A 14,321-nucleotide genomic window follows, 5' to 3' on the forward strand; every position below is an offset into this window, starting at 1 on the left:
ATCAAAGTGGGTAGAGACAAAGCAAAGTGCTTATTTATGTTCTGAGTCAGACTTGTCCCATAAATCGCGCTGTGACTACTTTGTCTGCAACTTCACTCTTCTTTTTTCACTTCATTCCAAAAATTGTCGAGTTCTGACAACGTACACTCGGTGAGTGTTCTTCCTGATTGCACGACCTTACCTTCAACTTGCTTAAAACGCTTGGCAAACTTAATGTTCGCTTTGCTTAATGCCACTTCTGGGTCTTTGCCAAGATGACGTGCTAAGTTGACCGTGGCAAACAACAAGTCCCCTAACTCAAGTTCGACTTTCTCTTCATCTGGTTCGATTTGAAGCGCTTCTTCCATCACCTCATCCACTTCTTCTTGAACCTTACTGACTACTGGCCCAAGCGAATCCCAATCGAATCCGTATTTCGCACATTTTTTCTGAATCTTTGTAGCACGAGAAAGCGCCGGTAAAGAGTTTGGTATTGAGTCTAGGATACTTTCTTCAGCTTTGCCTACTTGCGCTTTTTCTTTTGCTTTTTCCGCTTCCCAGTTGGCGTTAATTTCCTCGTCAGACTCAAACTCAACATCCGAAAAAACATGAGGATGGCGACGCGTCAGTTTTTCGTTCACGGTTTCGACCACATCCGAAAATTCGAACAGCCCTTGCTCTTTCGCTAATTGACTGTAAAAAATCACCTGGAACAGCAAATCACCCAACTCTTCTTTTAAATTTGGCCAGTCTCGATTTTGAATCGCATCCACAACTTCATAGGTTTCTTCTATAGTGTGCGGAACAATGGTGTCAAAGGTTTGTTTTAAGTCCCAAGGGCAACCGCTTTCTGGGTCACGTAGCTTCGCCATGATTTGTTCTAATTGTTCAATTGGATGACTCATTTTCTGTTCCTGTAAACCTTTCTATCTAAAGAAAAAGGTGAGCAGCCAAAACCACTCACCTTCTACATTATATTTTCTCAGCAGCTTTCACTAAGTAATTGTTACTTTGACAAGGCAACAAGTTTTCGCGACTCCTGAGCATAGCTCGCCTATGTGATGAGCCTGGGCCGGCACTCCGGAGTAAACGCAGTAAAAGTGACAAGTACGACGTGAAAGTTAGCCTAAGCGTTTTACCGACATAACATCCTTGATCTGCTCGACACGTTTCGAAACGCGAGAGAGCACCTCAATATTGGTCACTTCAAGATCAAAATCCATGATGGCGAGCTGACGACGGTAATCGACACGGCTCTTCATGCTGGTTACTTTGATTTTCTCGTTGGCAAATAGTGTGGTGATGTCTTTCAATAGACCGCCTCGCTCCATCGCTTCGACACGCACGGTGAGGATGTATGACCCTACAAATCCGCTGCCCCATACGGTATCAATGATACGTTCTGGAGCGTGATGACGCAGTTCTTCGAGCTGTTCACAGTCACTGCGGTGCACTGAGATGCCTCGGCCTTGGGTGATGTAACCACAAATGTCATCGCCTGGAATTGGCTGACAACAGCGAGCTAGGTGCGTCATTAGGTTATCAACACCTTCTACTACTACCGCGTCTTTTTTCGGGCGACTTTGCGCTGGTGCTTTGTGCTCGGCTTCTTGGAGTTTTTCTAGCGCTTGCTGATCCTCTTCTTCCGCCGTTGGTTTATTCACCAGTGCATTGATGTGGTTGATGATCTGATTGATACGCAGGTCGCCACTGCCTACACCGACGTAGAGTTCATCCGGCGTGTTGACGTTGAAGCGTTTTAGGGCGTAATGCTCTGCATCTTTTAACGTCGCACCAATCTTCACCAACTCGTGTTCGAGGATTTCACGTCCCGCTTCGAGGTTTTTCTCACGACTCTGTTTACGGAACCAAGCGTTGATCTTCGCACGAGCACGCCCTGAATGAACAAAGCCTAGTGAAGGGTTTAACCAGTCTCGCGATGGGTTTGGCTCTTTTGCTGTGATGATTTCGACCTGATCGCCCATGTGGAGTTTATGGGTGAACGGCACGATTCGGCCACCAACTTTAGCGCCAATACAACGGTGCCCGACTTCTGAGTGAATGTGGTAGGCAAAGTCTAGTGGTGTTGCCCCCATTGGTAAGTCGACAACATCGCCGCGAGGTGTAAATGCGTAGACGCGGTCATCGAAGACTTGGCTTCGGAGCTCATCCAACATCTCACCAGAATCGGACATTTCTTCTTGCCAATCCAATAGTTTACGCAGCCAGGTAATTTTCTCATCGTAACCACTGCGACTGCTCGCACCTTCTTTGTATTTCCAGTGCGCGGCAACGCCCAGTTCAGATTCTTCGTGCATTTGCTTGGTACGAATTTGAATCTCGATGGTTTTGCCTTCAGGGCCAAGAATCACGGTGTGAATCGATTGGTAACCGTTTGGTTTTGGGTTTGCAACGTAGTCGTCGAACTCACTCGGTAAGTGCTTGTATTTGGTATGAACCACACCTAACGCAGCGTAACAATCTTGCAGTTTGTCGGCGATGATACGTACTGCACGCACGTCAAACAATTCATCAAACGCCAAACTCTTCTTCTGCATTTTTCGCCAAATGCTGTAGATGTGTTTAGGACGACCACTTACTTCGGCATTAATGCCACAAGCTTTCATCTCTTGAGATAAGTCTTCGACAAAATCTTTGATGTATTGCTCACGGACAATACGACGCTCAGCAAGCTGCTTTGCAATTTGCTTGTAAGTGTCCGGTTGTTGATAACGGAAAGCGTAGTCTTCGATTTCCCACTTAAGCTGACCGATACCTAGGCGGTTAGCCAGTGGAGCATAAATGTTGGCACACTCTTTCGCCGCAGCACGTCGAACTTCGTCCGGTGCTTTTTTGACTTCAATAAGGTTGCAAATTCGTTCTGCTAGCTTGATGACAACGCAACGAAAATCATCCACCATGGCAAGCAGCATGCGACGAACGTTGTCTACTTGAGACGACGCAGCGCTGCCTTCCATCGTGACGTTAAGCTGACCGATAGCGGCCATTTCTTCTACGCCATCAATGAGCTTAATGATTTCTTTGCTGTATTTTTCTTCAAGAAGTTCTCTGTTGAAAGCACCACTTGAAACCAAAGGAAACAGTTGAGCCGCCACTAATGTTGCTTTGTCCATCGACAAGGTGATCAGAATTTCGATCATCTCTCGTCCACGCCACAACAGGAGTTCGGCTTGTTCGTGACCCGCCAAAATCGTTTGGCAATCTCGATAAACTTCGATTAAGCGTGATGCTGTGCTTTTCTCTTGTCCTAGGCTAGCCACCCAGTTTTCAAGTTCAAACTGTTCATTTTGGTTTAAATGCGCGCTTCTTACCGCAACCATCTCATCATCCTAATTATTATATTTGTGTGGTTTGACTAACACCGTCCAGGTTAGTTCTTTGCCTCCACGTTGAGTGTTGGCTTTATGACCGCCCACCACAAGTAAGCGGCCAAAGTCTTAAAAGTTAAGACTTTTCAAACAGTGCCATCGATTCTAGATGGCTGGTATGAGGGAACATGTCCAGCATACCTAATTTGGTTAGTTGATAGCCTTGCTCTAGCAAGCTCTGACTGTCCCTTGCAAGGGTAGCAGGATTACAAGAAACATAAACTACACGCTGAGCGCCAAGCGCAGAAACTTGATCGATGATCCCACTCGCTCCTGCTCGTGCAGGGTCCAGCAATACTTTGTCAAACTTTTCCGCAGCCCAAGCTTGGCCGTCAAAATCCTGCTCAAGGTTAGCGTGATAAAATTGCGCGTTATTGATTTGGTTCAAAGATGCATTATTTGAGGCTTTTTCAACCATCTCAGCCACACCTTCTACGCCAACGACATGTTTAGCACGCTTTGCGATCGGCAAGCTGAAGTTGCCTAATCCACAAAACAAATCTAACACTCGTTCGTCACTTTGAGGGTCTAACCACTGAATCGCCTGTTCCACCATTTTCTGGTTAACCGCTTGGTTGACCTGAATAAAGTTGTTCGGTGCAAAAGGGATTTTTACGCCCGCTTCTTGATAGAAAGGCACCTCACCCGCAACTAAGTTAAGTTGGTCAGTTTCTGGCATCAGATACAGCGAGGCTTGATGGCGTGTCGCTAATTCAACTAATGCACTGACTTCTTCATCGGCCAAATTGCTTAAGTGTCGCAGCGTGATACAAGGCCCGTTGTCACCCAACACCAGTTCTACATGCCCCAATTGCTCTGGCTTTTTGAACGCTGTTAGCACCGAATAAATCTCAGGCAATAGCGCATTCAACTCAGGAGCCAATACCGGACAATCCGTCACTTGTGCAATTTGCTTGCTTTGCTTTTTGCGGAAGCCGAAGTGCAACTGACGCGTTTTCTTATCGACAAACAAACTCACGCGAGCACGACGTCGGTAACCTAAAGACTCGCCCAATACTGGCGCATCCAACTCAATGTCACTGCCAGCAAATTTTCGCATTAACTGACGCAGCGTCTGCTGTTTGTGCGTCAATTGTTGGTCATAATTGAGGTGCTGCAAATCACAACCGCCACATTCATGATAATGCGGACAAAATGGCTCAACGCGCGCGTCGCTTGGCTTTAGGATTTTAATCAGCTTGCCGCGAGCAAATTTGCTCTTCTCTTCCACCAATTGCGTCACCACTTCTTCACCTGGTAATGCGCCGTCAATGAACAACGGTTTCTTTTTAAGGTAAGCAATACCTGCGCCGTGGTGATCCAAACGCTCTACTTGTACCGCTTGGTGACGAGTGTTTAATTGCGTTTTCTTTTTAGGTTGAAAGATACGTGCCATGCTCTGTGCCTGATTAGTGTCTAATTGCTCTGCTGCTTCACTATTCTTGATTGCAGCCGTTGTGTGATTCGAGTGACTTGATTATGCTTACCGTTTATCCGGTGACGTCACTTCTTTGCTCAAGGTAGTATGACTACTCTTGAGAAATAATGCGTTATTTTCCCATATCCAGACTCCGATGTAATTAGATAACATGACCAGATATGGCTTACGAGCACGTGTAATTACGCTGACTCTCGCTCCCACTCTCATTATTGGTTTATTACTGAGCGGCTTTTTCTCCTTTAATCGCTATCAGGACCTAGAGAAACAAGTAATCACTACGGGCAATAGCATCATTGAACCTCTTGCGATCGCCAGTGAATCTCACCTACTTGCTGAAAGCCGTGAAGCCGTACGTCGCCTGATTAGCTACGCGCACCGTAAAAATTCCAAACTCGTTCGCAGTATTGCCGTATTTGATGAACACCATGAACTGTTCGTCACGTCAAACTTCCATCCTAATTTTGAAGCGCTGATGTTCCCAAAAGATAAGCCGATCCCGAAGCTGGGAAATTCGGAAATCTATGAAAACTCCCTGATCCTGCGTGTGCCGATCTTGTCGGAAGGACACTATTTATCAGAACTGTCTAACGAAAACCAAGGCACGAAAGCCATTGGCTACATCGCGGTAGAAATGGATCTTTCTTCTCTGCGCTTACAGCAATACCAAGAAGTCTTCTCCGCTTTCCTTGTTTTGATCCTTGGTCTTGGGCTTGCGAGCGTGTTTGCTTCCCGCTTAATGCATGATGTTACCCAACCAATCACGCACATGAAAAACGTCGTTGATCGTATTCGTCGTGGTCACTTAGATGTGCGTATCGAAGGCAAAATGCACGGCGAGTTAGACCAACTGAAAAACGGTATCAACGCCATGGCGGTTTCGCTATCGGAATACCACGTCGAGATGCAGCACAGTATAGACCAAGCCACGTCAGACCTACGCGAAACCTTGGAACAGTTAGAAATTCAAAACGTTGAACTCGATATTGCGAAGAAGCGCGCACAAGAAGCCGCACGTGTGAAGTCAGAATTTTTGGCCAATATGTCGCACGAATTACGTACGCCATTGAATGGCGTGATTGGCTTTACTCGTCAAATGCTCAAAACGCAGCTTTCTAATAGCCAAACCGACTACTTGCAAACCATTGAGAAGTCCGCAAACAACCTATTAAACATCATCAATGACATTCTCGATTTCTCGAAATTGGAAGCCGGTAAGCTGGCGTTGGAAAACATTCCGTTTGATTTCCGCGAAAGCTTAGAAGAAGTAATCAACCTACAAGCCACCAGCGCGCATGAGAAAGGTCTGGAGATCACCTTGAAAGTGGATCCGAAGATCCCGCCAGGTCTAGTCGGAGACCCGCTACGTATCCAACAAATTTTGACTAACTTGGTGGGGAACTCCATTAAGTTTACTGAGCGCGGAAACATCGATGTTAGCGTCGAAATGCGTTCACAAGCAGGTGACTCGGTTGAGCTGCAATTTATGGTGCGAGACACCGGTATCGGTATTTCAGAGCGTCAACAAGCGCAGTTATTCCAAGCATTCAGCCAAGCGGATGCCAGCATCTCTCGTCGATATGGTGGTACGGGTCTGGGCTTGGTTATCACCCAGAAACTGGTTAGTCAGATGGGCGGCGAAATCAGTTTGACCAGTCGTCTTCACCAAGGTTCGACATTCTGGTTTACGCTTCGCCTCAACTCGACAGAAATGCCAATGAGCGATCTGATTGAAGTCGAGCTACTAACAGGCAAACAGTTGCTGTTGGTAGAACCAAACATGCAAGCGGCATCGGTGACTCAGCAGATCTTGAGTCAAGAAGGTATTCTCGTGACCTATCGTTCTTCCTTACCAGAGAACGAAGAGCACTACGATTACGTATTGCTGAACTTGGCAGCTAACCAAACTTATGACGAGCAATCAGTCGCTGCTTGGATTGAGCAAGCGAAGCGCATGGCGCCAAGTGTCATCATGGGTACACCGAGCACCGAATTAGCGCTTGCCGACCAAATCATGACCGAGCATCAAATCCAGTGCTTAACCAAACCGCTATCTCGCCGTAAGCTGCTGCAAAGTTTGATCAATGAACATGTTGAAGCACCTCAAGCTATTGCCGCTCCTGTTGAAACAGAAGAAAGCGAACGACTGCCACTGACGGTGCTCGCGGTGGATGATAACCCTGCAAACCTAAAACTGATTTCAGCACTACTGAAAGAAAGGGTTGAAACCGTAACGGCTTGTAGCAATGGCCAGCAAGCCGTAAATCTCGCTACCGAGAAGAAATACGACCTGATTTTTATGGACATCCAAATGCCATTAATGGATGGCGTGACCGCTTGTCAGAACATCAAAGAGCTTGAGTTAAACAAAGACACACCAGTGATCGCCGTTACCGCGCACGCCATGGCCGGGGAGCGCGACCGCCTACTCGCAGCAGGTATGGATGATTACCTCACCAAACCAATTGAAGAGCATGTACTGCAACAAGTGTTGGTCCACTGGAATCCGAATACCTGTACAGAAAGCATAGGGAAAGTTGCGCCGTCCTACGTCGATGAACCAGCAAGTGAAGCTCCTGCCACAGCTGAAAATACACAACCGGATGTGATTATTGACTGGCAAGCCGCATTGAAACAGAGCGCGAATAAGGAAGACTTAGCCAAAGATATGCTGCGTATGTTGATCGATTTCATTCCAGAAGTAGAAGAAGTTGTCGACCACGCACTTGAGCAAGACGATTATTCGCGTGAAGAGTTAATTCATGTGATCCACAAACTGCATGGCAGTAGCTCTTATTGTGGCGTACCAAGACTAAAATCTCTCTGTGCTACGCTTGAACACGCACTTCGTTCAGGATCCAGCATTGAGGAAATTGAGCCTGAAATGTTTGAATTGCAAGATGAAATGATTAAGGTCACCACCACCGCAAAACTTTATCTAGAGCAGTAGCATTCTGACTAAACTTCATACAAAAAAGCCAGAGCATTTGCTCTGGCTTTTGTTATTCAGCTTAAAGGGTTAGGATTCAAGAATCACGGTCGCAACCGCGTAGTGACGTTCATCAGAAATAGATAAGTGAACGTGATTAACGCCCATCGTCTGCGCCATTTTTTGAGCCACGCCAGACAGCATTAAAACTGGCTTACCCAACTCATCATTCGAGACGGTAAAATCATGGAAAGTCACGCCTTGAGCAATCCCCGTACCTAGCGCTTTCGATGCTGCCTCTTTAGCGGCAAAACGCTTAGCAAGATAACGCCCTTGCTGCTTGAGTTGCGAAAACTTTGCCATTTCATCCTCAGAGAGAATACGTCGAGCAAAAGGTTCACCACTGCGGCCTAGCGCTTTATCTATACGCTCGATTTCAGCAATGTCGGTTCCTAAACCTAAAATAGCCATTCGTAGAACCTAGTTATTTGCGTGCCGCGATCATCAGTGCTTTCATCTCTGCCACAGACTTTTCTAGGCCATCAAACACTGCACGTCCAATGATAGAGTGACCAATGTTCAACTCGTAAATTTCTGGTAGCGCAGCAATTGGTGCCACGTTGTGGTAAGTCAGACCGTGGCCAGCATTCACAATAATACCAAGGTCATCAGCGTAGCTTGCACCCGCAGCAATCTTCTTCAACTCTGCTTGTTGCTCTTCTTCTGTTTCTGCATCAGCGTAATGACCAGTATGAAGCTCGATAAATGGTGCACCACACTGCTTCGCCGCTTCAATTTGCTGACGATCCGCATCAATAAACAGAGAAACTTTAATGCCCGCTTCCGTTAGCTTTTGCGTTGCCGCTTTTACTTTCTCAAGTTGGCCAACCACATCTAAGCCGCCTTCAGTAGTGAGCTCTTCACGCTTTTCTGGTACGAGACAAACAAACTCTGGCTTAGTTTTTAGTGCGATCTCAACCATTTCCTCAGTGACCGCCATTTCTAGATTCATACGTGTTTGAATCGTCTCACGTAGAATACGCACATCACGATCCAAAATATGGCGACGGTCTTCACGCAGGTGGATGGTAATGCCGTCCGCCCCAGCACGCTCTGCGATTTCCGCAGCGTGTACAGGATCTGGGTATTTTGTACCACGCGCATTACGTAGAGTGGCAATATGGTCGATATTAACGCCTAAATAAATTGAGCTCATTTTCCATTACTCCGTGCTCTGGGTGTCTGAATAAACAATTCACGACTTTTTAAAGGTTTGCCGCCAAGATACGGCTTTAAGGCTATACGTGTAAAGCGTTTTGCCGCTTTTAGCTGCTCTTTAGTGACAAACCGCCGCTCACTGATTGCAATCAGCTCATTGCCCAGAAATGTTAGATTGTCCCGCCTTACCGATGCGATAAATCCCTTTTGTTCTCGGTAGCGGTACGTCATCTCAGGATCGACCGGCTCACCCGTGCCAGCACAGTGCAAAAAGTCGACGCCATACCCCATTGAAGAGAGCAAAGCCAACTCAAAACGGCGTAATGCGGGTTCTGGGTTTTCACACTGAGCGAGCTCGGTTAAGGCATGCAGGTAATCATGAAACAGTGCAGGCATTGGGACTTCTGCCATTAGCACTCGCCCAACGAGCTCGTTGACGTACATGGCTGAGTACAGGTTGATCCCAAACAAAGGTAAACCTAGGCTGATAGGCTCTGCTTGGCGCAACGTTTTCATCGACCCTTTACCAGACCATTTAAGCAATAGAGGCGTAAAAGGTTGCAGTGCGCCTTTTAGATTGGAGCGTTTACTACGCGCGCCCTTGGCCATTAGCGTGATACGACCATACTCCTCGCTAAATACATCAAGGATTAAGCTCGATTCACTGTAAGGGCGTCGGTGCAGGACAAAGCAGCGTTGAAAACCTTCTGCGGATAAGTTGCTCATCTAAATCTATGTGCCTAAAAATCTAATGCCAGAATAGTAAAAAATAAGGAGCCATGCGGCTCCTTATTTTAATCGATATTGGATTCTACTTAATATTGAAACGAAGTGTTCTCGCCTCAAATTATAGATCGTCGATGTAACCCAGTGAGCGTAGTGCACGTTCGTCATCTGCCCAACCAGACTTCACTTTCACCCAAGTCTCTAGATAAACTTTACGGCCGAACAACTCTTCCATATCTAGACGTGCTTCACGACCAATGGTTTTGATCTTCTCGCCGCCTTTACCAATCACCATTTTCTTCTGACCATTACGTTCAACAAGAATCAAAGCATTGATATGGAAACCGTCGGTTTCTGGGTTGTAGTCGAAACGCTCAATCTCAACCGTTACAGAATATGGCAGTTCATCACCAGTAAAGCGCATTAGCTTTTCACGTACGATTTCTGAAGCCATGAAACGCTGAGAGCGATCCGTTACGTATTCTTCAGGGAAGTGATGCGTCGCTTTCGGCAGGTGATTACGTACGTGCTTGCGCAATACATCAATGTTCTTACCTTGCTTCGCAGAGATTGGCACTACATCGACAAAGTCCATTTTTTTAGACATTTCAGCCATGTGTAGCATCACTTCATTACGATCTTGCACGTTATCGACTTTGTTAACACAAAGTACAACAGGGAAGTTCGATTTCTGAAGCTTGGTCAACACCATCTCGTCGTCTTTCGTCCAATGGGTACCATCGACTAAGAAGAAAACTAGGTTCACGTCACTCAACGATGAGTTTGCTGCGCGGTTCATCAAACGGTTGATTGCACGTTTTTCTTCAATGTGAAGTCCTGGTGTATCAACGTAAATCGCTTGGTAATCGCCATCTGTGTCGACGCCCATGATGCGGTGACGCGTCGTTTGTGGCTTACGTGACGTGATCGAAATCTTCTGACCTAGAATTTTATTCAGAAGCGTCGATTTACCCACGTTAGGACGACCAACAATGGCAATGAAACCACAATGCTGGTTTTCCGGTGAGCTCACCTCACCATGTGATGCGAAAAACGCATCGATGTCGAATTCGTTATCAGCCATTAGTTAATTGCTCTAGTGCTGTTTCTGCTGCCGCCTGTTCTGCCTTGCGGCGGCTGGTGCCTTTACCGATTACAGGCTTATCCACACCTGCTACTTCGCACTCAACCGTAAACTCTTGGTTGTGCGCTTCACCTTTAATATTAGTCACTGTGTAGACAGGCAGCGGTTTTCTTCTGCCTTGCAGGAACTCTTGTAGGCGAGTTTTTGGGTCTTTTTGTGATACGCCAGGTTTGATGGCTTCAAGACGCGAGTTGTACCAACTCAGAACAATACTGCGTACTTTCTCAATATCACTATCTAGGTAAATCGCACCAATAATGGCTTCTACCGCATCGGCTAGAATAGAGTCTCGGCGGAAACCGCCACTCTTCAATTCACCTGGACCTAATTTTAAATAATCTCCTAGATCGAATTCACGACCCAGTTCCGCCAATGTGTGTCCACGTACCAGAGTAGCGCGCATACGGCTCATGTCACCCTCGTTCACTTTCGGAAAACGATGGTACAGATCATCAGCGATGACAAAACTTAAAATTGAATCGCCCAGAAACTCAAGACGTTCATTGTGCTTGCTGTTGGCGCTGCGGTGAGTCAGCGCCAAGTTGATAAGCCCAGCATCCTTAAATTGGTAGCCGAGCTTTCTCTCTAGTTTATCAATTGGAGAATTCATACTCTCTCGATATTAAATAGTTAGTGAATACCACCGATGCGGTTGAAACGCACACCAGTTGGGATCCATGAAGGTAGAACGCTATCTGCGCCACGATCAAACTCAAAGCTGATCCAAATGGCAACAGCTTTGCCGACAAGGTTAGCTTCAGGAACAAAGCCCCAGTAACGGCTGTCTGCACTGTTGTCACGGTTATCACCCATCACAAAGTACTGACCTTGAGGTACCACCCATTCAGTTGTACCGCTACGTGGGAAGTATTGCTCCACACGGTTACGTACAAGTGGGTTAACCAAAATATTGTGCTCAACGTTACCCAATTTCTCATCCAGTTGGATCATTGGGATACCGTTTGATTTGAATTGACTCTCTTCTACATTACTCAGCTTAACTGGCTTACAGCTGGATTCGCCTTGGCTTTGAATGCACAACTGCTTATCACCAGAATAACGAACAATGTCACCCGGCAAACCAACGACACGTTTGATGTAATCAACGCTTGGTTGAGGTGGGTATTTAAAGACAACAATATCACCACGTTCAGGCTTACCAGTTTCCACTAGCTGAGTACGCCATACTGGGTCTTTTAGACCGTACGCGTACTTCTCAACTAAAATGAAATCACCAACCAGCAAGGTGGGCATCATTGAGCCTGACGGGATTTGAAACGGTTCATAGATAAAAGAACGTAATACTAAGACGAAAGCGATAACAGGGAAAATAGACACACTGTTTTCAATCCACCATGGCTGGCGATCCACTTTCTGTAGAGTGACCGCATCCAAACCATTTGTAGTTTGCGCTTGAATCTCCGCTACTTTCGCTTGACGTTTTTTTGCAAACACCAGCTTTTCCAGTAGCCAAACTACACCCGTTACCAAGGTGACGATAACCAGCATCAGTGAGAATGTATTCGCCATTAAATTCCCTTATCTAAAAATACGAAAGTGAAAGAGCCTAAACCCTTTCACTTATTTAAGTTCTAACGTCTTATGACCAACAATAGCGGGACAAAGTTCAACTCTAATCTTTGCCGACGTGAAGAATTGCTAGGAACGCTTCTTGAGGCAGTTCAACGTTACCGATCTGCTTCATACGTTTCTTACCTTCTTTCTGTTTCTTCAGAAGTTTCTTCTTACGACTCACGTCACCACCGTAACATTTTGCGATTACGTTTTTACGTAGCTGCTTAACGGTAGAACGCGCAATGATGTGGTTACCAATAGCCGCTTGAATCGCGATATCGAACATCTGACGAGGGATAAATTCTTTCATCTTCTCAACCAGCTGACGACCACGAGTCTGAGACTGATCTTTGTGCGTGATAAGCGCAAGTGCATCCACTTTGTCGCCGTTCAATAGTACGTCGACGCGTACCATGTTTGACGCTTCAAAGCGTTGGAAGTTGTAATCCAGAGATGCGTAACCACGTGACGTAGACTTCAGACGGTCGAAGAAATCGAGTACTACTTCTGCCATTGGAATATCGTAAGTTACTGCCACTTGGTTACCGTGGTAAACCATATCAACTTGGAGACCACGCTTCTCCACACACAGTGTGATCACGTTACCTAGGTAATCTGCTGGTACCAAGATATTACAACGTGCAATCGGCTCACGAATCTCTTCGATGTCGTTAATAGCAGGTAGCTTCGCTGGGCTATCAACGTACAGTAGCTCACCATCCGTTTTCTCAACTTCGTAAACTACCGTTGGCGCTGTGGTAATCAGGTCGAGATCGTATTCACGCTCTAGACGCTCTTGGATAATTTCCATGTGCAGCATGCCAAGGAAACCACAACGGAAACCAAAACCAAGCGCTGCTGAGTTTTCTGGTTCGTAGAATAGCGATGCATCGTTTAGGCTCAATTTACCCAGTGCGTCACGGAAGTTTTCGTAATCGTCAGATGATACAGGGAACAGACCCGCGTATACCTGAGGTTTCACTTTCTTAAAGCCAGGGAGTGGCTTGTCGCTGCCGTTTTTCGCTAACGTTAGCGTATCACCTACTGGTGCGCCTAGGATGTCTTTGATACCACAAACAACCCAACCTACTTCGCCAGTATTTAGAACATCAGTATCCACTTGCTTAGGTGTAAAGATACCCAAACGGTCTACACCCCAAGCTTGGCCTGTGCTCATTACTTTGATTTTGTCGTTCTTCTTCAGTGAACCGTTTTTGATTCGTACCAAAGATACTACGCCAAGATAGTTATCAAACCATGAGTCGATGATCAGCGCTTGTAGTGGCGCATCAGGATCACCTTCTGGTGCTGGAATTGCTGATACGATGTTTTCTAGAACGTCCTCAACACCCAGACCTGTCTTCGCAGAACAGCGTGTTGCGTCCATCGCATCAATACCAACGATTTCTTCAATTTCTTCAGCTACACGTTCAGGATCAGCGGCTGGCAAGTCGATCTTGTTTAGGATTGGCACTACTTCCAGATCCATTTCGATCGCGGTGTAACAGTTAGCAAGTGTTTGCGCTTCTACACCCTGACCAGCATCAACAACCAATAGCGCGCCTTCACAAGCCGCTAGAGAACGTGATACTTCGTATGCAAAGTCTACGTGTCCCGGAGTATCGATGAAGTTCAGCTGATAAGTTTCACCGTCTTTAGCGGTGTAGTTTAGCGTCACACTCTGAGATTTAATGGTGATACCACGCTCACGTTCAAGATCCATAGAATCCAGAACCTGTGCGGCCATTTCACGATCGCTTAATCCTCCACAAACTTGGATTAGACGGTCTGATAGGGTCGACTTACCATGGTCGATGTGGGCGATAATCGAAAAGTTACGAATGTGCTTCATAGATTTAGGGTGACTAACTCTTTACAAATTGGGACAGTAAGAAAGCCATCATTTGACGGCATTTCAATCAA

11 protein-coding genes are annotated in these 14,321 nt (G+C 46.3%); 1 reads left to right on the forward strand and 10 read right to left on the reverse strand.

Annotation, left to right across the window (positions count from 1 at the left end; all coding sequences use genetic code 11):
- Positions 1 to 92: 92 nt before the first annotated feature.
- From mazG to rlmD, 3 genes are all read right to left on the reverse strand, one after another.
- Positions 93 to 884, reverse strand: coding sequence for a nucleoside triphosphate pyrophosphohydrolase (gene mazG, locus DYB02_RS14750; RefSeq protein ID WP_020841273.1), 792 nt, complete (start codon positions 882 to 884; stop codon positions 93 to 95).
- Positions 885 to 1,100: 216 nt separating this feature from the next.
- Positions 1,101 to 3,320, reverse strand: coding sequence for a GTP diphosphokinase (gene relA, locus DYB02_RS14755; RefSeq protein ID WP_005490307.1), 2,220 nt, complete (start codon positions 3,318 to 3,320; stop codon positions 1,101 to 1,103).
- 124 nt (positions 3,321 to 3,444) lie between these two features.
- Entirely contained in the window at positions 3,445 to 4,764 is a 1,320-nt protein-coding gene (rlmD, locus tag DYB02_RS14765; RefSeq protein WP_025638521.1) for a 23S rRNA (uracil(1939)-C(5))-methyltransferase RlmD, read from the reverse strand.
- 193 nt (positions 4,765 to 4,957) lie between these two features.
- On the opposite strand from rlmD, the gene barA reads away from it, so the two are divergent.
- Complete coding sequence (gene barA, locus DYB02_RS14775) at positions 4,958 to 7,756, forward strand: two-component sensor histidine kinase BarA (protein ID WP_029805412.1); 2,799 nt, start codon at positions 4,958 to 4,960, stop codon at positions 7,754 to 7,756.
- 69 nt (positions 7,757 to 7,825) lie between these two features.
- Here the strand turns inward: barA and acpS are convergent, their stop codons facing one another.
- The 7 genes from acpS to lepA form a co-directional block, all read right to left on the reverse strand.
- A complete protein-coding gene (acpS, locus tag DYB02_RS14780) occupies positions 7,826 to 8,206 on the reverse strand; it encodes a holo-ACP synthase (RefSeq protein WP_021450032.1) in 381 nt (126 codons plus the stop codon).
- A 13-nt stretch (positions 8,207 to 8,219) separates the two neighbouring features.
- A complete protein-coding gene (gene pdxJ / locus DYB02_RS14785; protein ID WP_005484124.1) occupies positions 8,220 to 8,951 on the reverse strand; it encodes a pyridoxine 5'-phosphate synthase in 732 nt (243 codons plus the stop codon).
- Positions 8,948 to 9,679 carry a DNA repair protein RecO gene (recO, locus tag DYB02_RS14790; protein WP_005482573.1) on the reverse strand — a complete coding sequence of 244 codons (732 nt, stop codon included), beginning with the start codon at positions 9,677 to 9,679 and terminating at the stop codon, positions 8,948 to 8,950. Before recO ends, pdxJ begins: the two co-directional genes overlap by 4 nt.
- 121 nt (positions 9,680 to 9,800) lie before the next feature.
- A complete protein-coding gene (era, locus tag DYB02_RS14795) occupies positions 9,801 to 10,763 on the reverse strand; it encodes a GTPase Era (RefSeq protein ID WP_005460684.1) in 963 nt (320 codons plus the stop codon).
- Positions 10,756 to 11,433 carry a ribonuclease III gene (gene rnc, locus DYB02_RS14800; RefSeq protein ID WP_005460683.1) on the reverse strand — a complete coding sequence of 226 codons (678 nt, stop codon included), beginning with the start codon at positions 11,431 to 11,433 and terminating at the stop codon, positions 10,756 to 10,758. Before rnc ends, era begins: the two co-directional genes overlap by 8 nt.
- 20 nt (positions 11,434 to 11,453) lie before the next feature.
- Complete coding sequence (gene lepB / locus DYB02_RS14805; protein ID WP_029804537.1) at positions 11,454 to 12,353, reverse strand: signal peptidase I; 900 nt, start codon at positions 12,351 to 12,353, stop codon at positions 11,454 to 11,456.
- Positions 12,354 to 12,456: 103 nt separating this feature from the next.
- The gene (lepA, locus tag DYB02_RS14810) at positions 12,457 to 14,250 is read right to left on the reverse strand and encodes a translation elongation factor 4 (RefSeq protein ID WP_020835382.1); all 1,794 of its coding nucleotides are present in this window, start codon (positions 14,248 to 14,250) and stop codon (positions 12,457 to 12,459) included.
- Between the last annotated feature and the right edge of the window lie 71 nt (positions 14,251 to 14,321).

The sequence above is a fragment of the Vibrio parahaemolyticus genome (assembly GCF_900460535.1).
GTDB classification, from domain to species: Bacteria; Pseudomonadota; Gammaproteobacteria; order Enterobacterales; family Vibrionaceae; genus Vibrio; species Vibrio parahaemolyticus.